The sequence below is a fragment of the Mesorhizobium sp. WSM4821 genome (genome assembly GCF_055901555.1).
The window spans coordinates 2,841,158-2,861,286 of sequence record NZ_CM148371.1 but is presented as its reverse complement, the minus strand read 5'-3'; the positions used below and the strand labels follow the sequence as shown (position 1 = coordinate 2,861,286).

Genomic DNA, 20,129 nt, shown 5'->3' with positions numbered 1-20,129 from the left:
GTGGTCTGAGCAAGCGGATCGTCGTTCCAATGCATGTCGCCAAAAGTGCGCAGTGGTTTTGGGATAATGACTGCGTAAACAAACTTAAAGCGCGTCGCCTGAATCTCTTCAACGCGACGCGCTTTTGATAGCTACAAAGACATTTTCTGGACAGGACAGCCGCACCGCAGTCGGCTCGCCTGCCGGCTTCGTCAGAACTTGTATGCGATGCCTACGGAGACCGTGTGCATCGTCAGGTCGACTTCCCCGCGCGTGATGTCTTCTGTACCGAAATCGTAGTAGCGATACTCGGCCCGTCCAAGCCAGTTGTCGGTGAAAGCATGTTCAACGCCGAGGCCCGCGGTCCAGCCGGTGAAGCTCAGATCGTCATCTTCCCCCACCACGATCGAAGACACTTCGCCACTCGCAAAAGCAATGCCCGCCGTGCCGAAAAGCAAGGTGCGATCCCAAGCGTACCCTACGCGTCCGCGCACGGATCCGAACCAGTCGATCTCGGCGTCTCCGTCATCATCGTCGAGCTCGATCCAGCTCTTGTTTACATCGCCCTCGATACCGAACACGAAATTCCCGGACTGGAAATTATAGCCGGCGAGCGCTCCGACAAATGGTCCATCCAGATCGACCGATCCAACAGTTGGTGGAGCGGTGAAAATCGTCACATCCGCATCAGCCCAGCCGTAGCCGCCCTGAACGCCAAGATAGACTCCGCTCCAGTCATAGACCGAAGCGACCACAGGCTCCTCATACACCGGGTCCGCCGCGAGAGCGCATCCGCTCCAGGCAAGCAGAACCGTGGCGGTGAGAGCAGTCCGTCTGATGGAAAACATAGCACCCCTCCTCGGCTTGAAATAACTTTAACCGTAGCCTGCTATGCCCTCAAAGTCTGTTGCGGAATTGCAACGGTGCGGGAAAACCAGCGGCACGTCGACCTCCCGCCAACGGCGCCATGCCAAGCGGCCGCGCACCGGAACGGCAACATGACAGGGTCGTAGCTCTCAAATTTACTGCCCCCCCTATCGGTAGAGAGCCGGTGCGAGAGGCCGCGCCGAAACCCAGGTCCATCATCTGAACTGCGACATGCTGCCCTGGCCCGTTGCCGCGCCGCCTCTAATTGCCTGCTGAGAAGCAGGTGAGGCAAATATGTGGAATGTGGCGAAAGAGGGCTGGGCACTCGTTGCGGAGAGCATTGTCGGCTTCATCAATGACAACGCGCTGAGCCACGGGGCGGCAATGGCGTTTTACGCCACGACCTCGCTTGCGCCGATCCTGCTCATCGTTGTCGCTATCGCTGGCCTGGCCTTCGGCAACGATGCGGCGCAACTTGCCCTTTCGGCCCAGCTCGCGGGCCTGATGGGTGCGCAGAGCGCGGAGCTTTTGCAAGCGACGATCGAAAACGCATCGCGTCGGACAGCAGGCACTCTTGCCACGATTTTGGGGCTCGTCACGCTGTTCGTCACCACATCCGGCGTGTTCGGCGAAATGCAGCTTGCGCTGAACGAGATCTGGAAAGTCAAACCGGGTGGAACGTCGATTTCCAGGCTTGTGCGGGCCCGCGCCGCAAGCCTCGGGCTCGTCGCGGCGCTTGGCTTCCTGCTGCTGGTGTCCCTGGTGGCGAGCGCGGCAATTTCGGCGCTCGGCGACATCATCAACGCCTATCTACCCTTCGGCACCATGATCCTGAGCGCAATCAACGGGATCGTCTCGTTTGCCCTGATCGCGCTCTTGTTCGCGGCAATCTACAAGGTCCTGCCCGACCGCGCGCTGCGATGGCGCGACGTTGGCATCGGCGCCGTGGTGACGGCGTTTCTGTTCACGATCGGCAAGTCACTGATCGGCTGGTATATCGGAGCCAGCGCTGCCGCATCCTCATACGGGGCGGCCGGTGCCCTGCTCGTCGTGCTGTTGTGGGTCTATTATTCGTCCGAGATTTTTCTATTGGGCGCCGAAATTACACGAGCCTACTCGGTTCGACACGGCAGCCGAACCGATCTGGAGGCGACGATCAAGGCCAGTGATCGCGAACAGAAGCTGGCTGCAGACCAGGACCGGAAATGAAACGAAGTCCTCGGCTGGGTTGTCTTCAGCAGTCTTCTCACCGCGTTTCTAAGCCATTTCTGGCGCCGGCGCTGAGACGTCCGGCGCGGCGCCAGAGGCTGGGATGGGCTTTGGGGACATCCGATCGCAGCGATCGGCGTTTCCACGACGCGGAACCCGCGATCAGGCGCGGGCATTGGAACCGAAGCCAGCCAGACCTTGCTGGGAGGCGAAACAGAGGACGTCATTTGAACTCGGCTGCAGAACTCTAAGGACGGCTCCACTGCAAAAGATGGCAAGATGGTGTTGCGCACCTGTATCGCGCGCAGCACATCGTTCCTCGCCCTGCACTCGGCTCGTTAGTCTGCTCTTGGAGAAGGAGTTTCCAACTCTGCGGCCTCGATGCGGATGTTGACCATCGTGGTGGACAGCTCACATCTAAGTCCTTGCGGAGCATAGTGAACGCCCACCTTACCGTGAAACTCCCCTGCTAGTGCTTTCTCGATCAGACGTGAACCAAAGCCGCGACGTTTGGGCTCGGCAACGATGGGGCCTCCATGCTCCTCCCAAACAAGACGAAACTCTTCGTCCGAACCAGGCCTGCCGATCTTCCACGAAATGGTCACCCGCCCGCAATCGTCCGACAGGGCTCCATATTTGGAGGCGTTGGTGGCCAACTCGTGGATCGCCAAAGCCAGCGACAACGCCTGCCTGGCCGCGAGGTCGAGAGGCGGACCTTCGATGGTTATGCGGCCCCCAACGCTTCGGAACGGGGATAGAACCCTTTCGATGACGGCACTTACAGACGCACCGCCCCAGCTCTCTTTCGCCAAGACCGAGTGAGCTTCTCCTAGCGCCGAGAGACGCTTGCCAAGCGTGGCCTTGGCTTCCTCCATGGATGAAGCCGAATGGAATGTCTGGCTGGCGATGGCGGATACCATTGCCAGTAGGTTCTTGATTCGATGGGCAAGCTCGGCATTGATAAGACGGGAATTCTGCTCGGCCCTGACTTTACCCGTCGTTTCGATAACCGTGTCCATTATGCCGGCGACCTTGCCTTCCGCGTCGCGGATGGGACTGTAGCAAAACGTGAACCAGGCCTGCTCCGGATACCCATGCCGATCGACCACGAGAGGGAAGTCTTCGATGAAGGTGGCTTCGCCCGCGAATGCCCTGTCTGCGATCGGCCCAATTGTGTCCCACGCCTCGGCCCAAACTTCCGAGAACGGCCTGCCCAACGCTTCCGGCTTGTCGCCCAGGAGCGGTCGGAATGCGTCGTTATAGATCGTGACCAATTCGGGCCCCCAGACGATGCATTTTGGAAAGGCAGAGCTCAGCATAATGCCCACGGCCGTCCTCAGCGACGCGCCCCAACTCTCGATCGGACCAAGCGACGTTGAAGCCCAGTCGTAGGCGCGCACAGCAGAAGCCATTTCTCCGCCTGACTCCAGAAACTTAAAGCTTACTGTGTGCACGACTTCCTCCGCCACAATCAGGCTGAGCATGGCGCGTGAAAAATTCTCTTCCAGCATACAGCTCGGGACGATTCGGTACGTTACTCATTGACTTGCGAGTCAGCTTCCAGCCCGTTTTCAAACTCCATCTCAAATCGATTACGCGCCTGTTTGTTCGCCGATGCCAACAGGCTTATTCTGAAATCCTAGCTTCCGGTGCGACAATGCTGGTTGACCTAGATCAAGTCTGGGATCGGTGTTGATCGACATGGCTAGGCCTGCGCGTAGAAGCCATCGACGTGGAACCTACCTTCGAAATCGAAAGGCGGGTCAATGTTTACGCCACGTTCGGTGGCCTGTTCGGTGCTTCAGTTGAAGCGGTCCGGATTTGCCGAAATGTTCATCAGGGTTCAGATCGCCTGCAAATTGGGGCCGTCGACGCGGCACGCATTGTTTTCCCCCTGGCAGCAACAGCCGCGACGAACGCTTTCGCCGCCGCGTCACACATAGTCCGCGACGGCCCGTTAGAATAAAGAATGATCCTTGCGGCTTTTAGCGAGAGACCATGCTTTTTCGCAAAGAATTCAACCTCATACGAGTGGTTCTCGGAGTCGGAGTCGGGGTTGCTCTTTCTCTTGCCCATACGGACCGTGTACGCAGATATACAAATCCTGCCTATATCAAATGTTGGTGACGAAAAACCGAATTGGCGCAGCTACATTACTGTGCCATCAACACACGCGGGGCCGATTTCCCATACCGCTGGATATCAACGCCCGAAGGGCCCGTCAAAGATCCAATGCTGGCGGAAATGGACTTGGCTGATCAGACCGGGGCGGCGGACGCAGAGGGCATCGTCAGCGGCAGATCGGTGAAGTGACCGGACGCATTCGCGAAGTGATTATCCATACCTTCTGTCGACCCGACAGAGGCACGCACGGGTTCCATGACAGCAGCATCCCCTTCGAAGATCCGACAAGCACCTCAGCTAAGCATTTCACCGCGGCTCCCGCGCCATACTGAGATAGGTTGGATCGAATTCGGCGATTTCCTGCAGCCGGTGCCAGTCCAAGATGGTCACAGTGTAATTCGCCCAGCTTATCACCCCAACTTTACGCAACGCGCCGATAACCCGGTTCATATGAACAACAGACAGGCCAAGCACATCGGCCAGCTCGGCCTGCGACAGCGGGAGGTGGAAACTCATGCCGTTGGTGCGCTTCACGACCTGCAGGCGCACGAAAAGCTCGCAGACAAGGTGGGCAAGATGCGCTGTCTTCGACCTCCGCCCCATGGCCACGATCCACTCGCGATGGATCGCGCCGTCTACAAGCGTATCAAGCCATAACAGCCTGGTAAGATGTGGAGCTTCCTCTGTGATGACCCGCAGGCGGCTGTGCTCTGCGACAATCACTCGACAGGGCGACAGCGCCACAATGCCATGGTCCATCGTTTTCAGCAGGAAGGCGTGAAGGTCGACAAAATCGCCCGGCACCTGCAATGAGGTAAATTGCCGACCGCCATTCTCGAGCACTTTGTAGCGGGCGGCCAGACCATCAAGAATCAACGTGCTGTAGGTTGGTCTAGACCCTTCCGAAACCAAATCCTGTCCGATCGAAAAATCCTTCTCGAACGACATGGCGCCGGCCAACAAGGCCTTTTCTCCGTCAGAAAGGGCATCGTGCTGACCGAGGTTGAGAAATAGGGACTCAAGCATCCTGACCTCCAGCAATCGCGCCTGAACGCCGATCGCCGAGGGTAATTGGAAGCACACTGCGCGGCTTCGGGCCCTCTAGGCCTTCGGAAAATGGCGTACCCTAACAACAATGCACCCCATCCTACTGAAATGCCATCGCTGCGGAACAATGGCGATCAACGCGAATTAGCACACGATATCAGTCTGGGTTTCCCAAGATGCAGCGCTTCTATTTTGACGTCTACAACGCCGACGGTCCAGAAAGGGATGCCGAGGGGCAATTGTTCGAGACGCCCGACCGAGCGAGAGCAGAGGCGCTTCGGATATTGCACGACATCGCGCACGACGAGATGCCGGATGTCGATCTGGTGAAGGTCACCGTCAAAATCCGAACCGACGGTGATCGGCAAATTTTCGAGGCGTCACTCACCCTGACATCAGATTGGAGTTGTTAGGAACCAAGGTTGGAAGTAAGGCGTAGCCAAGCTCGCGCCTAGTTCGGTGCGCTCAGAGAATCCAATATCCGAAGACCCGCACTCGACTTCCGGGGTTTAAGCAGACATTGCTGCCGAGCCGCCTTCTCAAACGCAAGGAAGGCGGTATGCGGCGTACAGATACCGTCCCTTGCCGCAGCGAGAAGGCGAACAGCCTCCCTGTATGCGTCTGCCTCTTTTTTCGGCCAGTGCCCGGCCAATGCTTTCTCAGCCTCGCTGATTGACGACACCTGCATCGAGCGTCCATCTACAAAGCAGATCGAAAGCGGTAGAAACTTGCCCATCGTGCACCAACTCCGTTTGCGAGATCGACACAACGCGACCGTCGCGAACTAGTTGCATCCGAATGCGTCTCTTTCATCGCACCAATCGCACTCTTCACACTTGCTGTGGGTGCGGGTGCCCTCTCAGCGCGAAAACTTCACAAGACCGCAGGAAACCCGCGATGATGTCGAACAGAGGTTGGCTGCAACGGTCAGGATTGAAGGTCCGAAGACCACGTCGTCGGCTGGGATTGTCTTCAGCAGTCTCTTCACCGCGTTTCTAACCCATTCCTGGCATCGAGGCCGGCGCTGGGACGCCCGGTGCGGCGCCCCAAGGCTGGCATGGTCCTAGGGGCATCCGGTCGAAGCGACGTGCGAAGTTCCTTCGCCGCAGCCACCAACTTTGCGCGGTTGCTTCCATATTTTTTGATCAGCTGATGAACTTGCGCCGGGGTGATGCCGTTTTGCCGCGCAAAATGCCTTACTACGTAATCCTCGCTGCCGGAAATCCGATCCCGATGGCGGGGATAGAGCGTTGCCGCGTCGGCTGTCATGCTTACTCTCCTTTGCTCGTGTTTGCCCACGATGTATGGTTCGCCAACGCAAAAGGAGCGATTTCGTTGCCGCATGTGACGCCGGTGCGCCTGTGCTTTTCGCCGCAGGCCCGAACGCCGGGGCCAAACGGACCAACGCACCTTCGGTTGAGTTCATTGTCGATTTTTTGAGACTTAGCCCTCTGGCACGCGCATGATGCGGGCAGGAGGAAGAGCCATGCGCGAATTGCCAATGAGCATTGACGCAGACGTTGTAATCGAAATCAGCAGATTGCTCGACGACCGTGCGAAGTCGGCGCCAGTGCCCGTCCACAAGCTTGCCTCGATGATCTCGCACAGCGTCAAGACGGACCTGCCGACAGCTTCCATCGAAGAACTGATCGTAGAAATGGCTATGACCCGCCAACTCCCGATGCTGTTCGATCTACCGGGGGCGGATGCAGATAACGTAATATCGATCGCCCTGGCGCGCGCCAGCTGATCCCGCTGAGGGAATCGTTTGAGTTCACGACGCGGACGCTGGCTCTGGCCGGCGGCTTTCTGCCGCGACGCCAACAACAATCGTCAGAGGCGATCCGAAACTCGGGAACATGTGGGGTCCATTTGCATTTCCTTTGTACAGCAAAGGAGGAATCCATGAACTGGGATCAGATCAAGGGAAAATGGATGCAGTTCAAAGGCAAGGCCAAGGAGCAATGGGGCGACCTCACGGACGACGACCTTGATCGCATCGAGGGCAATCGTGACCAGCTCGCAGGGCGTATTCAGGAGCGGTATGGGATCGCCAAAGAGGAGGCAGAGCGCCAGATAGACGACTGGTCCAGCAGGCTCACCTAGCGCGGAACTTTTAGCCGCATTTAATGTTCTATGTGCGCGGCGAATCTCGACCCGATATTCGGGCGTGGCCTAGAGGTGAAGGAGCGTAAGATGAACAACATTATCTGGCTGGTCGGCGCCATCGTGATCGTCATAGCCATTTTGAGCTTCTTGGGGCTGCGGTAGCGGCTGGGCGCAGCAGGCACGAATCTGAGCCGGAATTTGCAAGAACAGACGCCAAATCGGAGATCGTGCCGGCAACGACGTGGTCAGTCCGCCGGCCGCCAGCCGTGGCTTTGGAGCTGTTCTGTGCTGGCCGTTCCACATGCAGCATCTTCAGCACTCATGGCGATCACCACATGCCGATATTGATGTCCGCAATTTTCCCTTAGCGATGTAGAGATTTGAGCGGGCAGCGGATCGTCAGGAGTCGCTAATATTTCTCTCGGCGTATTGCAACAAAACTCTCTTCGGCGCGTTTTTCACATGCCAGTTCACTCTGGCTACTCCAGACCTGTTCTCCGCTGGCTTCGGCCGGCGGATTTTTTTCTGTAGGTGTGGATGTCCCCCAAACCGCAGTACCCGGACGCCAATCCTTGCGGCGCGCTTCCTCGCCAGCGGCAAATGCTATGATTTGATGACGTGCCGTGGAGACCCGCATTGCCAGCCACCTTCGCCAAGCGCCGACGCTGCTCAAACGTTGTCCCGGTCCCGCTCCCGCTGGGCCTCGATCTCTTCCGGTTCCTTGTCGTCGATTCTTGCGGTTTCGCTGTCAGCCTCACCAGTCGCACGAAGCAATTCGTCCAGTTTAGCGTGCAGCGCCTGTGTGTCGCGTTGCTCGGCACGTTGAATGAACAGGGTCATTGCCCAGGTCGCCAGTGTCGCAATGGCGTGCCAATCTATGCTGCGCCGATCGAAGATGAGCCAGAGGCCGACGTAGGCGAAGAAGACCAGAAACGCCTGCGGGCGGGATGTTAGCGTGCCAATATGTGTAATGGCGCTCCTGACCTGATTGCTTGTCATTTGCCGCGGTCTCCTGTGCCCGGTCAAGAATCGCTCATGCCGGACCTGTTCGCGTGTGGCCGGGATAATCGGCGGCCCAGTGGAGATGTCATGACTAATGAACGTGGGCCGACGCGGTTTGTTGCGTGTGGCGTACCGGCTTTGGACGCTCAGCAGTCGGCGAGTGCCAGCAGAAGGATCACGTACGTTTCCCTAATCGTCAGAACCGACGGATGATTTTTTTGCGAAGCTTGTCTCAGTTCAGAAGGTCCCAAACATAATGGTAGGCACCTTGATACAGGGTCCCTGCGGCAGAAAACCTCGCGAGAGAAGCGACGGTTGGGGTCGAAATCTGCAAGCAGCCACCTTATGTGGGTGTGCCATGGACCACTCGACCCAACTGTGAATGAACAAAACAGCTAACAGACGCGCTTTGCTGCTCGTCAATCCCAAGGCGCGGCGCGGCCATGAGCCGATGGCGCCAATCATCGAGCGGCTGGAGGCTGGCGGGCTTTCCGTCACCGTGGAGACGTTCGAGGCGTTGCCCGAGCTTGCGCGCGACATTGTACGCTTGCGGCACCTGGCTGATCTTGTGATCGTGTGTGGTGGCGACGGTTCGGTGTCGTCGGCGGCGATGGCGGTGGTGGAAAGCGGCCTGCCGATGGGCATTGTCCCGATGGGAACGGCGAACGACCTCGCGCGCACGCTCCACATCCCGACGAACCTGCTGCAGGCCGCCGACGTGATCGTGCGAGGCAGAACGCGACGGATCGATGTCGGCACCGTCAATGGCCATGCCTTTTTCAACGTCGCGAGCATCGGACTGAGCACCGAACTGGCGCAGGGTCTCGACCCCGCTCTGAAGAAGCGTTTCGGCAGGCTTGGGTATGCGTTGGCGGCGATGAAAGTGTTGACCAAGGCCGTGCGGTTCCACGCGAAAATCACCGAGAAGGGTGCGGCGATCGAGGCCGAAACCTACCAAATCGCGGTTGGAAACGGAGTGCATTATGGCGGCGGCAACGTGGTGGAAGAGACGGCCGAGATCGATGACGGACATCTCGACCTCTATAGCCTGGAGATGACGAACCTGTGGAAGCTGGCGCTGATGGTCCGCTCGTTCCGCTCTGGAACGCATGGTGCCTGGCGTGAGGTGCGCACGGCCAGGTGCATCGAGTTCGACATCGAGACAAAAAAGCCAATGCCCGTTAACACGGATGGCGAGATCGTCACCTCGACGCCTGCCCATTTCAAGGTTCTGCCGAAGGCGATCTCGGTTCTCGCTCCGCCACGCGCCCAGGCGCGCCAAGCCGTATCATCTCGTTGGCAACGCCCGATGATCACGTCGCCCGTGTCATGGACCGCGCCGATTTCATTGATACGACAGCCGAGACCGACGATCTCCTGATCGCGGGAGTGATGCGGCCCAGAGAAAACATTCGGGAAAACTGGTGCTGCGAGAGAGGATTGAACTCTCGACCTCTCCCTTACCAAGGGAGTGCTCTACCACTGAGCTACCGCAGCCGCCGATGGCGGGGCTTCTGCCATATCGAACCGGCAAGCGCAAGCCGTGTGTGGAAAGCCTGTGCCAGACGGTTTTGCGGACATGGCAGCGCCACAATGTTGACTATCCCTGAATAGCGGGCTGGCGCATCGGCTCGCCGGGATGAGGACCATGAGCTACCAGACAAACCCACCGAAAAAGGGCGGTCCACCTGACAAGCGGGAACCATCGAAAAAGGCCGCTGCCGACCGCAAGGCCCGGCTCGCCGAGCAATTGCGCGCCAATCTGCAGAAGCGCAAGGCGCAGTCGCGCTCGCGGCGCACCGGCGACGCCGAAAAGCGGACGGACGGGGTCGGTGCCTTAAGGGAAACGCAAAAGGATTGACTATATCAACAGGCTTGGCCCAGGGCGTGGGAATCCTGTTTCTTGAACCTAGCCGGCCAATGGTCTAGATGGGCCTTGAGTCTAGATGGGCCACGAGAGACTCAACCGATTGAAAACCGGCTTTTTCGGCCGAGGGGACGTTCTTCAAATGGATCGCATCAGAATTGTCGGCGGCAACAAGCTTGCCGGAAGCATCCCGATCTCGGGCGCGAAGAATGCCGCGCTGCCGCTGATGATCGCCTCGCTGTTGACCGACGACACGTTGACGCTCGAAAACGTGCCCCACCTTGCCGATGTCGAGCAGCTGATCCGCATCCTCGGCAACCATGGCGTCGATTATTCGGTCAACGGCCGCCGCGAAAAGCAGCAAGAGGGCTATTCGCGCACCATCACCTTCTCCGCCCGCAACATCGTCGACACCACGGCGCCCTACGAGCTGGTGTCGAAGATGCGCGCGTCCTTCTGGGTGATCGGCCCGCTGCTTGCCCGCATGGGCGAGGCCAAGGTGTCGCTGCCGGGCGGCTGCGCCATCGGCACCCGCCCGGTTGATCTTTTTCTGGAGGGCCTTCAGGCGCTGGACGCCGATATCGACGTCGACACCGGCTATGTCATCGCCAAAACCAGGAACGGCCGGCTTGTCGGCAACCGCTACGTCTTCCCGAAAGTCTCGGTCGGCGCCACTCATGTGCTGATGATGGCGGCTTCGCTGGCCAAGGGCGAGACGGTGCTCGAAAACGCAGCCCGCGAGCCCGAGATCGTCAACCTCGCCGATTGCCTCAACGCGATGGGTGCGAAGATCTACGGCGCCGGCACCTCGACCATCACCATCGACGGCGTCGAAGCGCTGTCGGGCGCGCGCGTCCGGGTGATACCCGACCGCATCGAGACCGGCACCTATGCGATGGCCGTCGCCATGACCGGCGGCGACGTCATGCTCGAAGGCGCGCGGGCCGACCTGTTGCAGACGGCGCTCGACGTGATTGCCCAGACGGGTGCCGAGATCACACCGACCAATTCCGGCATTCGCGTCAGGCGCAACGGCGCCGGCATTGCGCCAGTCGACGTGGCGACGGCGCCGTTCCCGGGATTTCCGACCGACCTGCAGGCGCAGTTCATGGGCCTGATGACGATGGCCAAGGGCAAGTCGCGCATCACCGAGACGATCTTCGAAAACCGCTTCATGCATGTCCAGGAGCTCGCCCGGCTCGGCGCCCACATCACGCTGTCCGGGCAGACGGCGATCGTCGACGGCGTGCCGAAGCTGAAGGGTGCGCCGGTCATGGCAACCGATCTTCGCGCCTCGGTGTCGCTGGTCATCGCCGGCCTGGCGGCCGAAGGCGAGACCACGGTCAACCGGGTCTACCATCTCGACCGCGGTTTCGAGCGGCTGGAAGAAAAGCTGTCCGGCTGCGGCGCGGTGATCGAGCGGATTTCGGGGTGAAGCGCTTCGGCGCGGCTTTCGCGTCGGTTGCGCAGCCGGAAAGATCGCCTGGAGTATGATCTCGATTTCAATCGAGACCATACTCTAGATTCCAGCTTGAGCATGATCTTTTCCGAAAACCGGTTTCCACTTTTCGGGATCTTGCTCTAACAGAAGGCTGAATAATCAACCTTCAGGTGTGAAATCCGCATGGCTCTCAAGCTTGTCGCGCTCGACGATCAGGATCTGAGCATCGTCTCGGCCCATGTCCAGGACGCCGTGCTGAAGGTCGGCGACCTCGAATACATGCCGGCGACCAAGCGCTTCGTGCTGATCATGAACCGCTTCGTCTGGGAAGCGAAATCCGGCCTGATCCGCCAGCACAACGAGCGGCGGCAAAGCGTGCTGCATTTCGATCGCGTTCTGGGCGCCAAGACCAGCGGCATTGCCCGCGACAAGCCGAACGAGGTCCTCTCCCTGCTGGCGATCAGCTTCATCGCGCTCGACAAGCCCGCCGGCATCGTCGAGCTGATCTTTTCAGGCGGCGGCGCGATCATGCTCGATGTCGAATGCATCGAGGCGCGGCTCGCCGACATCGGCGGCGCCTGGGAAGCGACGTCGCGCCCCTTCCACAGAGCCTGAGCAGCACAAGATGGCCATCACGCTTCGACTGTCCGACGCCGATTTCGAGCAGCGCTTTGCCGCGTTCCTTTTGACCAAGCGGGAGGTGTCGGCCGATGTCGATGCCGTGGTGCGCGCGATCATCGGGCGGGTGCGCGCCGAGGGCGACGCGGCGCTCATCGACTATACGCGGAAATTCGAACAGGCCGATCTGAAGGGCCTCGGCATGGCCGTCTCGCAGGACGACATCGCCAAGGCCTACGACGACGCCAACCCGGAGACGATCGAGGCACTGAAATTCGCCCGCGACCGGATCCGTTCCCATCACGAGCGGCAGCGGCCGCAAGACGACCGCTATACGGACGCCGCCGGGGTCGAGCTCGGCTCGCGCTGGACGGCGATCGAGGCGGTCGGGCTCTATGTGCCGGGCGGCACGGCGAGCTATCCGAGCTCGGTGCTGATGAGCGCCGTGCCAGCCAAGGTCGCCGGCGTCGAGCGCATCGTCATGACGGTGCCGGCGCCCGGCGGCGTCATCAATCCGCTGGTGCTGGTGGCGGCGGATCTGACCGGCATATCCGAGATCTACCGCGTCGGCGGCGCGCAGGCGATCGCGGCGCTCGCCTTCGGCACCGAGACGATAAAGCCCGTCGCCAAGATCGTCGGCCCTGGCAATGCCTATGTCGCGGCGGCCAAGCGCCAGGTGTTCGGCACGGTCGGCATCGACATGATCGCCGGGCCTTCGGAAGTGCTTGTCGTGGCAGACGGCAGCAACGATCCCGACTGGATCGCCGCCGACCTGCTTGCCCAGGCCGAGCATGACGTATCGGCGCAGTCGATCCTGATTACCGACGATGCCAGCTTCGGCGAAGCGGTCGAACAGGCGGTCGAACGCCAGTTGCCCGGCCTACCGCGCGCGGCGACGGCGGCGGCGAGCTGGCGCGACTTCGGCGCCGTCATCCTCGTTCCCCGAATCGAGGCGGCACTGCCGCTGGTCGATCGCATCGCCGCTGAACATGTCGAGCTTGCCATCGACGAGCCGGAAGCCTTCCTGGCGCGGATGCGCAATGCCGGCGCCGTCTTTCTCGGCCGCCACACGCCGGAGGCTATCGGCGACTATGTCGGCGGCTCCAACCACGTCCTGCCGACGGCGCGCTCGGCGCGCTTCTCGTCCGGGCTGTCGGTGCTCGATTTCGTCAAGCGCACCTCGATCCTGAAGCTCGGGCCGGAGCAGTTGCGGGCGCTGGCGCCGGCGGCCATCGCGCTGGCCAAGGCGGAAGGCCTCGACGCACATGGACGTTCCGTCACTATCCGGCTGAACATGTAGATTGACATGTCGGACTACGATCGAACCCATGCTAGGCTGATCGATGTCGAACTCGACGAATCGATCGGCCGTTCGACGCCCGATGTCGAGCATGAGCGGGCGGTGGCGATCTTCGACCTCATCGAGGAGAATCACTTTCAGCCGGTCAATGACGGCGGCGCCGGACCCTACCGGCTGAAACTGTCGCTGGCCGAATCCCGCTTGGTCTTTGCGGTGACGCGCGAGGATGGCGCCGCTGTGGTCACCCACATCCTGTCGCTGACGCCGCTCAGGCGCATCGTAAAGGACTACTATATGATCTGCGAAAGCTATTACGAGGCCATCCGAACCTCGACGCCCAGCCAGATCGAGGCGATCGACATGGGCCGGCGCGGCCTGCACAATGAGGGCTCGCAGACATTAATGGACCGGCTGGCAGGCAAGATCGACATCGATTTCGACACGGCGCGCCGGCTGTTCACGCTGGTTTGCGTGCTGCACTGGAGAGGCTGAACTGCCTGCCGCTCTGCCCCGCTCGATCCTGCCCCGCTCGATCCTGTTTGTGTGCGGTATGAACGCCGTGCGCTCGCCGATGGCCGAGTTACTGGCGCGCCGGTCGCTTCCGGCGACGACTTTCGTGGCATCGGCCGGGGTACGCGGCGGCGAACGCGACCCGTTCGTCGATGCCGTGCTGGCCGAGGAAGGCCTGTCGCTCGGCGAGCGCCACCCGAGGACGCTGGACGATCTCGAGGACGACTATTTCGACCTGATCGTCACACTGTCGCCGGAAGCCCATCACACCGCGCTCGAGCTTACCCGCTCGCTCGCCGTCGATGTCGAATACTGGCCGATGCCGGATCCGACTGATGTCGTCGGCACGCGGGAGCAGATCATGGCCGCCTATCGTGAGGTGCGCGAACGGCTGAAGGCGCGGATCGGCGGCCGTTTTGCAGCGCCGGAGGCAAAAAGCGGCGCTGATTAAGCATGTTCACAAGCGGACGATTATCATATAGGTTCCGCCCAAATTCCGGCCGAGGCGCTGGGAATCCCCATCCAAGCAAAGGTATCGAATGCCGAAGGAAGAAGTCCTCGAGTTTCCGGGTGTCGTCACGGAATTGTTGCCCAACGCGATGTTCAGGGTGAAGCTTGAAAACGAGCACGAGATCATCGCCCACACGGCCGGCCGCATGCGCAAGAACCGCATCCGCGTGCTGACCGGCGACAAGGTCCTGGTCGAGATGACACCCTACGACCTGACCAAGGGCCGCATCACCTACCGTTTCAAGTAAGATCGTCAGAGTTCGGCCGGGATCGCGATGAGCAGTTTGCAGAAGCTCGTGCTTGCCTCGGGTTCGCCGCGCCGGATCGAACTCCTGCAGCAGGCCGGCATCGAGCCCGACCGCGTGCTGCCGGCCGGTGTCGACGAGACGCCGATGCGCGCCGAGCATCCGCGCTCGCTGGCCAAGCGGCTGTCGAAGGAAAAGGCCGAGAAGGCGCTGGCCTCGCTACAGAGCGAAGACGATTATGCGCCCAGCTTCGTGCTGGCCGCCGACACGGTGGTCGCCGTCGGCCGACGCATCCTGCCCAAGGCCGAAACGTTCGACGACGTCGCCAATTGCCTCGGCCTGCTGTCCGGGCGTTCGCACCGAGTCTATTCCGGCATCTGCTTGATCACGCCGGGGGGCAAGCTGCGCCAGCGGCTGGTCGAAACCAGGGTGCGTTTCAAGCGGCTGCCGCGCGCCGATATCGATGCCTATGTGGCCTCGGGAGAATGGCGCGGCAAGGCCGGCGGCTATGCCGTCCAGGGCCTCGCCGGCGCCTTCGTCGTCAAGCTTGTCGGCTCCTACACCAACGTCGTGGGCCTGCCGCTCTACGAGACGGTGGCGCTTCTGACCGGCGAGGGGTTCAAGGTGCACGCCAACTGGCTGTCAGCTCGGCAATGAGCTCGGTGCGGCCATGAATACAGGGCAACCATGAGTCCTGACGACAAGGTCACGCCGCTGCGCCCCAAGCGGCCCTGCCCCGAATGCGGCAAGCCGTCGGCGCGCGAGACCTATCCATTCTGCTCGGCGCGCTGCAAAGACATCGACCTCAACCGCTGGCTCAAGGGCGCCTATGTCATTCCGGGGCGTGACGACGAGGACGAAACGGACAATGACCCTCCCAAATGAGGCCGTTCCGGGCGGCCTGCCGGCCTCGACCGAGCCCGATGAATCAACCTGCCGGGCAACTGCTCGTTTCTCGCCTGAAATCAACGCTTAAGCGCTGGACAGGCCGAATTCCCGTGCTATAACCCACGCGCTTTCAAGGGGCGCCTGCGGCGCTTTCGTGAAATCCGGTGTGCGGAATCGCGCGCGTGCCGGAACAGGCCCAGATAGCTCAGTTGGTAGAGCAGCGGACTGAAAATCCGCGTGTCGGTGGTTCGAATCCGCCTCTGGGCACCATCCCCTCTTCTCTCGACGGTCTCTTTCGCCGAAGCTTCAACGCTTCTGTCTCGGCAATCGACTGAAATCCTTACTGATTTCGGCGCGTAAAGCGCAAATGGTCGGGTTTTGTGGAATTTCGGCGCAGTTGGTCCAACGAGGCGGGGGGCTGGTATTTTCGCTGGTATTGGAGATCCTGATGGTATCGATGCAGCCAAATGGAGGTCCCGAAAATGGCCCTTTCCGACGTAAAATGCCGAAATGCCCGACCCGTTTCCAAGCTCGTGAAATTGTCTGACGGTGGCGGGCTCCAGCTTTGGGTGCAGCCTACCGGATCTCGCCTGTGGCGCCTCGCCTATCGTTTTGGCGGCAAGCAGAAGCTTCTTGCGTTGGGCAGCTATCCTCTCATCTCACTCGCTGAGGCCCGCGAGGCGCGCGATACCGCCAAACGTCTCCTCCTACGGGGCATCGACCCCGCACAGGAGCGTAAGTCGCAAAAGGCTTCGGCGGAGAACACCTTTCGCTCAATCGCCGAGGACTATGTCGACAAGCTGAAGAAGGAGGGACGTGCCGACCGGACCATCACCAAGGTCAAATGGTTGCTCGACTTTGCGTATCCAACGTTTGGGGACAAAAGCGTTCGGGAGATCGATCCGGCCACAATTCTTGCCGCTCTCCGGAGTGTGGAGGTTCGCGGTCGATACGAGTCGGCCAGGCGACTGCGCTCCACCATCGGCAGTGTGTTTCGATATGCAATCGCAACCGCGCGCGCCGATGTAGATCCGACGATCGCCCTGAGGGGCGCACTCGTTGGTCCGACGGTCACGCCGCGTGCCGCGGTTACTGATCCTAAGGCCTTGGGAGGCTTGCTGAGGGCGATCAATGCATTTGACGGACAGCCTACAACCCGAGCCGCCCTAAGGCTGATGGCCCTGCTGTTTCCCCGCCCCGGCGAGCTGCGCGCGGCTGGATGGGACGAGTTCGATTTCGAAAGGTCGGTGTGGAGCATCCCTGAAGGACGCATGAAGATGCGACGGCCGCACCGTGTACCTCTTTCCAGGCAGGCGGTCAGCGTCCTGACCTCGCTTACAGAAATCTCTAGTGGTGGATCGCTGTTGTTTCCTAGTGTTCGATCGGGTTCGCGTCCGATTTCCGACAACACGCTTAACGCCGCCCTTCGCCGTATGGGCTATGGCAAAGAAGAAGCTACCGCGCACGGTTTTCGAGCAACGGCATCAACTCTGCTAAACGAATGCGGAAATTGGCATCCGGATGCCATAGAGCGGCAACTGGCCCACCTCGAAAACAACGACGTTCGTCGTGCCTACGCCCGGGCTGAGCATTGGGAAGAGCGTGTCAAGATGATGCAGTGGTGGGCAGATTATTTGGATGAACTCGAGAGCAAAAGCGCGCTAGTGATCTCGATCGGGCGACGTGGCAAGCCTGCCGGTCATACGCCATCGCGACCGTCCGCTTTGAACCCACACAGCGACGGCATACCAACACCGAGATGAATCTCTAACCGGACGACCAAATGGGCGTAGGTCATCCCGCCACCATCGTCGGGCAGAAAAGGACGTCCCAGTAGAACTCCCGCGATCCCCGAGGCGCGCGAGCGATAGTCCCCATCGTCTCACCTACGAACGTATGAGTCTGTCTCGCCTTCGGAGTGATGCGAGTCGACGAGCGCGCTTTCCGCACGCGCTTGGCTGTCCGGCGACGGCATGAACAGCAAGATTAGATGATAGCTGCTCTCGTAATGCGCGACTTTGCCTTCGAAAGCGCCGCGCCGTTCTTCATCGACTAGCCATGAGGCAGCGTCGGGAAAATGCGAGTTCGGATAGCCCAGCGCTTCGATGCGCGCGGCCTCAAAGAACAATGCCTAGCCAGAGCCAAGCCTTCTCAGCGCATTGTTTGCCCGCGCGCAGATGCCAGCAAGTTCGGCTTCAGTCGCGATTTCGAGATCGGGGCCGGAACTGAGCATCTTGCGGCCCGGCCTGATCATGAATGCGGCTCACCTACGATTGGGTGCCATGACTCGCTATCTATTGCCGTCAACGGTCATCTGCCCGGCAGTTACAGTCTGCCTTCTTATGCGACTTTCTAAGCACAAAAAGCGAACATGCAGTGCCGGCCTTTGTGTTTTCGACGTCAAAAGCACTGGCTCACTTCGGCTATCGGCGGGCGCGTGAATGGTCGGAAGCCGCATCCGACCGGCCGACTGTTGTTTCGAGTGATGCTATCTATCGGATCTTCAATTTCGGCGACGCTCCTGTTCCTCATCGCCGACCGGGCGGCTGGCGCGGCGGAAGTTGCAGGTCAACTCAGGGCGAGGGGCGAACGGCGGGCGGTCCGACGATCTTTAATCCTGAGCCTTCGGGAGCTGGTAACCGGCAATCTCACCGCGCTGATAGAGCGCGATCTCGACGAGGACTCTGTTGCGCAGGATGACAGCCGCGAAGTAGCCACCGACTTCCTTGTGAGGGAATGTGCGTACGTTGTTCAGGGTTTTGGTCAAGAGGCGCGCGGGAGTGCTGCTACCAGAATGGTCTCTATCCCCTGACGGGTCGATCGTAACCGTATACGCCGCGCCGTGGAACCAGAGCCGCGTGCCTTGCCTAATCTGGCCCTCCGCTTTTTGGCTCGCGACGCGAGCTTTAGCGGGCCGACCGGAACCGGCAATTATGATGCAGTGCGCGGGGGTTGGTTCGAGATCATCACCAAGCTACCCTGTTGAAAGCAAAACATGGGCTGAGAACAAGCTTTTGATGCCACTCCCAATTTTCGAACCCAAGTAGACTTGGCCTGACTCCTGCACCGGGCCGGGTTAACCGACATCGCATCCGAAAGGCCTCCGCATGACAGAAGCGCAGTTTGTTCTCTATCGTGAGAAAGCTATCACCCCACTACTCGAAGGGCCTGGGACGGTTAGAGAAGCTGTGGTTGATTGCTGCCGGCTTATTTGGAAAGACAACGGCGCGATTGACGTTGTCCAGGCCCCCTCCGCATCATCGCTCCACTTTCTCAATCCGTTAGCTGCGGGATCGCCAGAGGTCCTCAGATGGAATCTGACCGCCAAGCACGTTACGGTCTACCAACGATGGCCGGGTTCAAGCTCTCTCTACATTGCACCGCACGGCAATTGCATTGTCACAACGCATTTGCGGCTTTGGGCTCAGTTGGATGGTGGATTGTCGCCAGCACCGAGATTGCTTGCGCCTGGCACGGAAATTTCAATCAACCTTGCGACCAGTAGTCCTTTTGACGAGAAGCATGAGAATCTCTTTGAGGGCCAGGGGCCCGATACGGTCAAAGATGCTGCACGGTTGCTGAAGGCGGCATTGGGTGCGGCGGTTAACGAGCTTCCGCCGGGTAGTGTGCTGTTGTTGAGCGGCGGAATTGATAGTGCCGCACTTGCCGTTCTGTGCGCGAAAAAAGGCTTCCGCGCGCTGACATGGGTTTTGGTTCAGCCGCCTGCGACACGGCACTTGAAGGACGATGTCGAAGCTGCGGTGCGGGTTGCGCAGCATTGCGGGCTCGATCACGTCATCCTCGAATTGGATGAAAGACAGCTTCAGCGTGATATCGAAGCGGCGGTGCTGCTTAGCGAGACGAGACGAGGAACGTTTATCGACGATGCGGTCGTCTATATTCAGGTGGCAAGAGAGCTGCGTTCACGAGGGGTAACCACGGCCGTGGTCGGCGAAGCTGCGGATGATGTCTTTGGATGCCTGCCAATGCATCTGCGATATTACCAGGGTGAGGAACTCTTGAAGAGGCTGCAGCATGACCTCGCGGTCGGCGCTCCTGCAGACCACGCGGCAATGCGCAGGATTTTCGCCTATTTTGATATCGATCTCATCGATCCCTACCTGAATTTCGATGTTGCCCAGCTTGGCGCGAGCTTGCCCCTCAGTATGCGCGTCGATGCCCAGCGCTTGATGAAACCAGCCTTGCGAAAAGCATTCGAGGCTGACCTGCCGGGAGAGATCGCAAACAGGAGGAAACATGTGTCGCGCGACGTCTCAGGGGTGAAGGAGGCGATGGCGCGCTTGACCGGCGTCGATCGCGAGCGCTTCCTCGCTCTCTACAGGGCGCTGTTCAAAGAAAAAGGCGCCACCCACCTGCAACGGTCCGTGTTTTCAAAGCTTGATCCGTAGCGAT

At 60.1% G+C, this 20,129-nt stretch carries 26 protein-coding genes and 2 tRNA genes; 18 read left to right on the top strand and 10 right to left on the bottom strand.

Annotated elements, in window-relative coordinates; all coding sequences use genetic code 11:
- Positions 1-191: 191 nt before the first annotated feature.
- Positions 192-827, bottom strand: a complete 636-nt coding sequence (locus tag AC0NID_RS13880) for an outer membrane protein (RefSeq protein WP_473454512.1) — start codon at positions 825-827, stop codon at positions 192-194.
- A gap of 313 nt (positions 828-1,140) precedes the next feature.
- On the opposite strand from AC0NID_RS13880, the gene AC0NID_RS13875 reads away from it, so the two are divergent.
- The gene (locus tag AC0NID_RS13875; RefSeq protein ID WP_473454511.1) at positions 1,141-2,055 is read left to right on the top strand and encodes a YihY/virulence factor BrkB family protein; all 915 of its coding nucleotides are present in this window, start codon (positions 1,141-1,143) and stop codon (positions 2,053-2,055) included.
- A gap of 338 nt (positions 2,056-2,393) precedes the next feature.
- Here AC0NID_RS13875 and AC0NID_RS13870 read toward each other — a convergent pair whose 3' ends face one another.
- Positions 2,394-3,566 carry a sensor histidine kinase gene (locus AC0NID_RS13870; RefSeq protein WP_473454510.1) on the bottom strand — a complete coding sequence of 391 codons (1,173 nt, stop codon included), beginning with the start codon at positions 3,564-3,566 and terminating at the stop codon, positions 2,394-2,396.
- A 221-nt stretch (positions 3,567-3,787) separates the two neighbouring features.
- Here AC0NID_RS13870 and AC0NID_RS13865 point away from each other — a divergent pair, with 221 nt between their 5' ends.
- A complete protein-coding gene (locus AC0NID_RS13865) occupies positions 3,788-4,021 on the top strand; it encodes a hypothetical protein (RefSeq protein WP_473454509.1) in 234 nt (77 codons plus the stop codon).
- A gap of 464 nt (positions 4,022-4,485) precedes the next feature.
- Here the strand turns inward: AC0NID_RS13865 and AC0NID_RS13860 are convergent, their stop codons facing one another.
- Positions 4,486-5,205, bottom strand: a complete 720-nt coding sequence (locus AC0NID_RS13860) for a Crp/Fnr family transcriptional regulator (RefSeq protein ID WP_473454508.1) — start codon at positions 5,203-5,205, stop codon at positions 4,486-4,488.
- A 197-nt stretch (positions 5,206-5,402) separates the two neighbouring features.
- Between AC0NID_RS13860 and AC0NID_RS13855 the strand changes: the two genes are divergently transcribed.
- Positions 5,403-5,639 carry a DUF6894 family protein gene (locus AC0NID_RS13855; protein WP_473454507.1) on the top strand — a complete coding sequence of 79 codons (237 nt, stop codon included), beginning with the start codon at positions 5,403-5,405 and terminating at the stop codon, positions 5,637-5,639.
- A 38-nt stretch (positions 5,640-5,677) separates the two neighbouring features.
- Here AC0NID_RS13855 and AC0NID_RS13850 read toward each other — a convergent pair whose 3' ends face one another.
- Both AC0NID_RS13850 and AC0NID_RS13845 read right to left on the bottom strand, forming a co-directional pair.
- Positions 5,678-5,914, bottom strand: coding sequence for a DUF982 domain-containing protein (locus tag AC0NID_RS13850; protein ID WP_474033472.1), 237 nt, complete (start codon positions 5,912-5,914; stop codon positions 5,678-5,680).
- A 296-nt stretch (positions 5,915-6,210) separates the two neighbouring features.
- Positions 6,211-6,495: a DUF3606 domain-containing protein gene (locus AC0NID_RS13845; RefSeq protein ID WP_473454505.1), complete on the bottom strand. Its 285-nt coding sequence runs from the start codon at positions 6,493-6,495 to the stop codon at positions 6,211-6,213.
- Positions 6,496-6,712: 217 nt separating this feature from the next.
- Here AC0NID_RS13845 and AC0NID_RS13840 point away from each other — a divergent pair, with 217 nt between their 5' ends.
- Both AC0NID_RS13840 and AC0NID_RS13835 read left to right on the top strand, forming a co-directional pair.
- A complete protein-coding gene (locus AC0NID_RS13840; protein WP_473454504.1) occupies positions 6,713-6,976 on the top strand; it encodes a hypothetical protein in 264 nt (87 codons plus the stop codon).
- Positions 6,977-7,131: 155 nt separating this feature from the next.
- The gene (locus AC0NID_RS13835) at positions 7,132-7,332 is read left to right on the top strand and encodes a CsbD family protein (protein WP_473454503.1); all 201 of its coding nucleotides are present in this window, start codon (positions 7,132-7,134) and stop codon (positions 7,330-7,332) included.
- Positions 7,333-7,744: 412 nt separating this feature from the next.
- On the opposite strand, the gene AC0NID_RS13830 is transcribed toward AC0NID_RS13835, so the two are convergent.
- Together AC0NID_RS13830 and AC0NID_RS13825 are read right to left on the bottom strand one after the other, a co-directional pair.
- The gene (locus AC0NID_RS13830) at positions 7,745-7,972 is read right to left on the bottom strand and encodes a hypothetical protein (protein WP_473454502.1); all 228 of its coding nucleotides are present in this window, start codon (positions 7,970-7,972) and stop codon (positions 7,745-7,747) included.
- 32 nt (positions 7,973-8,004) lie between these two features.
- The gene (locus tag AC0NID_RS13825) at positions 8,005-8,334 is read right to left on the bottom strand and encodes a low affinity iron permease family protein (protein WP_473454501.1); all 330 of its coding nucleotides are present in this window, start codon (positions 8,332-8,334) and stop codon (positions 8,005-8,007) included.
- A gap of 385 nt (positions 8,335-8,719) precedes the next feature.
- Here AC0NID_RS13825 and AC0NID_RS13820 point away from each other — a divergent pair, with 385 nt between their 5' ends.
- The gene (locus tag AC0NID_RS13820) at positions 8,720-9,718 is read left to right on the top strand and encodes a lipid kinase (RefSeq protein WP_473454500.1); all 999 of its coding nucleotides are present in this window, start codon (positions 8,720-8,722) and stop codon (positions 9,716-9,718) included.
- A gap of 41 nt (positions 9,719-9,759) precedes the next feature.
- Here AC0NID_RS13820 and AC0NID_RS13815 read toward each other — a convergent pair.
- A tRNA-Thr gene (locus AC0NID_RS13815) sits at positions 9,760-9,834 on the bottom strand.
- 151 nt (positions 9,835-9,985) lie between these two features.
- Here AC0NID_RS13815 and AC0NID_RS13810 point away from each other — a divergent pair.
- The 11 genes from AC0NID_RS13810 to AC0NID_RS13760 all read left to right on the top strand — a co-directional run bounded on the left by AC0NID_RS13810 (position 9,986) and on the right by AC0NID_RS13760 (position 17,479).
- Positions 9,986-10,198 (top strand): hypothetical protein, encoded by a 213-nt coding sequence (locus AC0NID_RS13810; RefSeq protein WP_473454499.1) that lies wholly within the window; start codon positions 9,986-9,988, stop codon positions 10,196-10,198.
- A gap of 148 nt (positions 10,199-10,346) precedes the next feature.
- Positions 10,347-11,639 (top strand): UDP-N-acetylglucosamine 1-carboxyvinyltransferase, encoded by a 1,293-nt coding sequence (murA, locus tag AC0NID_RS13805; protein WP_473454498.1) that lies wholly within the window; start codon positions 10,347-10,349, stop codon positions 11,637-11,639.
- Positions 11,640-11,828: 189 nt separating this feature from the next.
- Positions 11,829-12,260, top strand: a complete 432-nt coding sequence (locus tag AC0NID_RS13800; RefSeq protein ID WP_473454497.1) for a DUF2948 family protein — start codon at positions 11,829-11,831, stop codon at positions 12,258-12,260.
- A 10-nt stretch (positions 12,261-12,270) separates the two neighbouring features.
- Positions 12,271-13,563: a histidinol dehydrogenase gene (gene hisD / locus AC0NID_RS13795; protein WP_473454496.1), complete on the top strand. Its 1,293-nt coding sequence runs from the start codon at positions 12,271-12,273 to the stop codon at positions 13,561-13,563.
- A 6-nt stretch (positions 13,564-13,569) separates the two neighbouring features.
- A complete protein-coding gene (locus AC0NID_RS13790; protein WP_473454495.1) occupies positions 13,570-14,055 on the top strand; it encodes a UPF0262 family protein in 486 nt (161 codons plus the stop codon).
- Between the two features lie 58 nt (positions 14,056-14,113).
- The gene (locus tag AC0NID_RS13785) at positions 14,114-14,524 is read left to right on the top strand and encodes an arsenate-mycothiol transferase ArsC (RefSeq protein ID WP_474033444.1); all 411 of its coding nucleotides are present in this window, start codon (positions 14,114-14,116) and stop codon (positions 14,522-14,524) included.
- Between the two features lie 88 nt (positions 14,525-14,612).
- Entirely contained in the window at positions 14,613-14,831 is a 219-nt protein-coding gene (gene infA, locus AC0NID_RS13780; protein ID WP_006200926.1) for a translation initiation factor IF-1, read from the top strand.
- 27 nt (positions 14,832-14,858) lie between these two features.
- Positions 14,859-15,485: a Maf-like protein gene (locus AC0NID_RS13775; RefSeq protein WP_473454494.1), complete on the top strand. Its 627-nt coding sequence runs from the start codon at positions 14,859-14,861 to the stop codon at positions 15,483-15,485.
- A gap of 30 nt (positions 15,486-15,515) precedes the next feature.
- Complete coding sequence (gene yacG / locus AC0NID_RS13770) at positions 15,516-15,713, top strand: DNA gyrase inhibitor YacG (RefSeq protein ID WP_473454493.1); 198 nt, start codon at positions 15,516-15,518, stop codon at positions 15,711-15,713.
- Positions 15,714-15,910: 197 nt separating this feature from the next.
- Positions 15,911-15,986: transfer RNA gene (locus tag AC0NID_RS13765), tRNA-Phe, on the top strand.
- Positions 15,987-16,198: 212 nt separating this feature from the next.
- Positions 16,199-17,479, top strand: a complete 1,281-nt coding sequence (locus AC0NID_RS13760) for a tyrosine-type recombinase/integrase (protein ID WP_473454492.1) — start codon at positions 16,199-16,201, stop codon at positions 17,477-17,479.
- 31 nt (positions 17,480-17,510) lie between these two features.
- Here the strand turns inward: AC0NID_RS13760 and AC0NID_RS13755 are convergent, their stop codons facing one another.
- Together AC0NID_RS13755 and AC0NID_RS13750 are read right to left on the bottom strand one after the other, a co-directional pair.
- Positions 17,511-17,666 carry a non-canonical purine NTP pyrophosphatase gene (locus AC0NID_RS13755; RefSeq protein WP_473454491.1) on the bottom strand — a complete coding sequence of 52 codons (156 nt, stop codon included), beginning with the start codon at positions 17,664-17,666 and terminating at the stop codon, positions 17,511-17,513.
- 661 nt (positions 17,667-18,327) lie between these two features.
- The gene (locus AC0NID_RS13750; protein WP_473454490.1) at positions 18,328-18,483 is read right to left on the bottom strand and encodes a hypothetical protein; all 156 of its coding nucleotides are present in this window, start codon (positions 18,481-18,483) and stop codon (positions 18,328-18,330) included.
- Between the two features lie 340 nt (positions 18,484-18,823).
- Here AC0NID_RS13750 and AC0NID_RS13745 point away from each other — a divergent pair, with 340 nt between their 5' ends.
- Complete coding sequence (locus tag AC0NID_RS13745) at positions 18,824-20,125, top strand: asparagine synthase-related protein (protein ID WP_473454489.1); 1,302 nt, start codon at positions 18,824-18,826, stop codon at positions 20,123-20,125.
- The last annotated feature ends 4 nt before the right edge of the window (positions 20,126-20,129 follow it).

Excerpts from the sequence above, each read along its gene's own strand:
- AC0NID_RS13880 (WP_473454512.1), bottom strand. The coding sequence starts at position 827 with ATGTTTTCCATCAGACGGACTGCTCTCACCGCCACGGTTCTGCTTGCC.
- AC0NID_RS13875 (WP_473454511.1), top strand. The coding sequence starts at position 1,141 with ATGTGGAATGTGGCGAAAGAGGGCTGGGCACTCGTTGCGGAGAGCATT.
- AC0NID_RS13870 (WP_473454510.1), bottom strand. The coding sequence starts at position 3,566 with ATGCTGGAAGAGAATTTTTCACGCGCCATGCTCAGCCTGATTGTGGCG.
- AC0NID_RS13860 (WP_473454508.1), bottom strand. The coding sequence starts at position 5,205 with ATGCTTGAGTCCCTATTTCTCAACCTCGGTCAGCACGATGCCCTTTCT.
- AC0NID_RS13855 (WP_473454507.1), top strand. The coding sequence starts at position 5,403 with ATGCAGCGCTTCTATTTTGACGTCTACAACGCCGACGGTCCAGAAAGG.
- AC0NID_RS13850 (WP_474033472.1), bottom strand. The coding sequence starts at position 5,914 with ATGCAGGTGTCGTCAATCAGCGAGGCTGAGAAAGCATTGGCCGGGCAC.
- AC0NID_RS13845 (WP_473454505.1), bottom strand. The coding sequence starts at position 6,495 with ATGACAGCCGACGCGGCAACGCTCTATCCCCGCCATCGGGATCGGATT.
- AC0NID_RS13840 (WP_473454504.1), top strand. The coding sequence starts at position 6,713 with ATGCGCGAATTGCCAATGAGCATTGACGCAGACGTTGTAATCGAAATC.
- AC0NID_RS13835 (WP_473454503.1), top strand. The coding sequence starts at position 7,132 with ATGAACTGGGATCAGATCAAGGGAAAATGGATGCAGTTCAAAGGCAAG.
- AC0NID_RS13830 (WP_473454502.1), bottom strand. The coding sequence starts at position 7,972 with ATGCGGGTCTCCACGGCACGTCATCAAATCATAGCATTTGCCGCTGGC.
- AC0NID_RS13825 (WP_473454501.1), bottom strand. The coding sequence starts at position 8,334 with ATGACAAGCAATCAGGTCAGGAGCGCCATTACACATATTGGCACGCTA.
- AC0NID_RS13820 (WP_473454500.1), top strand. The coding sequence starts at position 8,720 with ATGAACAAAACAGCTAACAGACGCGCTTTGCTGCTCGTCAATCCCAAG.
- AC0NID_RS13810 (WP_473454499.1), top strand. The coding sequence starts at position 9,986 with ATGAGCTACCAGACAAACCCACCGAAAAAGGGCGGTCCACCTGACAAG.
- murA (WP_473454498.1), top strand. The coding sequence starts at position 10,347 with ATGGATCGCATCAGAATTGTCGGCGGCAACAAGCTTGCCGGAAGCATC.
- AC0NID_RS13800 (WP_473454497.1), top strand. The coding sequence starts at position 11,829 with ATGGCTCTCAAGCTTGTCGCGCTCGACGATCAGGATCTGAGCATCGTC.
- hisD (WP_473454496.1), top strand. The coding sequence starts at position 12,271 with ATGGCCATCACGCTTCGACTGTCCGACGCCGATTTCGAGCAGCGCTTT.
- AC0NID_RS13790 (WP_473454495.1), top strand. The coding sequence starts at position 13,570 with ATGTCGGACTACGATCGAACCCATGCTAGGCTGATCGATGTCGAACTC.
- AC0NID_RS13785 (WP_474033444.1), top strand. The coding sequence starts at position 14,114 with ATGAACGCCGTGCGCTCGCCGATGGCCGAGTTACTGGCGCGCCGGTCG.
- infA (WP_006200926.1), top strand. The coding sequence starts at position 14,613 with ATGCCGAAGGAAGAAGTCCTCGAGTTTCCGGGTGTCGTCACGGAATTG.
- AC0NID_RS13775 (WP_473454494.1), top strand. The coding sequence starts at position 14,859 with ATGAGCAGTTTGCAGAAGCTCGTGCTTGCCTCGGGTTCGCCGCGCCGG.
- yacG (WP_473454493.1), top strand. The coding sequence starts at position 15,516 with ATGAGTCCTGACGACAAGGTCACGCCGCTGCGCCCCAAGCGGCCCTGC.
- AC0NID_RS13760 (WP_473454492.1), top strand. The coding sequence starts at position 16,199 with ATGGCCCTTTCCGACGTAAAATGCCGAAATGCCCGACCCGTTTCCAAG.
- AC0NID_RS13745 (WP_473454489.1), top strand. The coding sequence starts at position 18,824 with ATGACAGAAGCGCAGTTTGTTCTCTATCGTGAGAAAGCTATCACCCCA.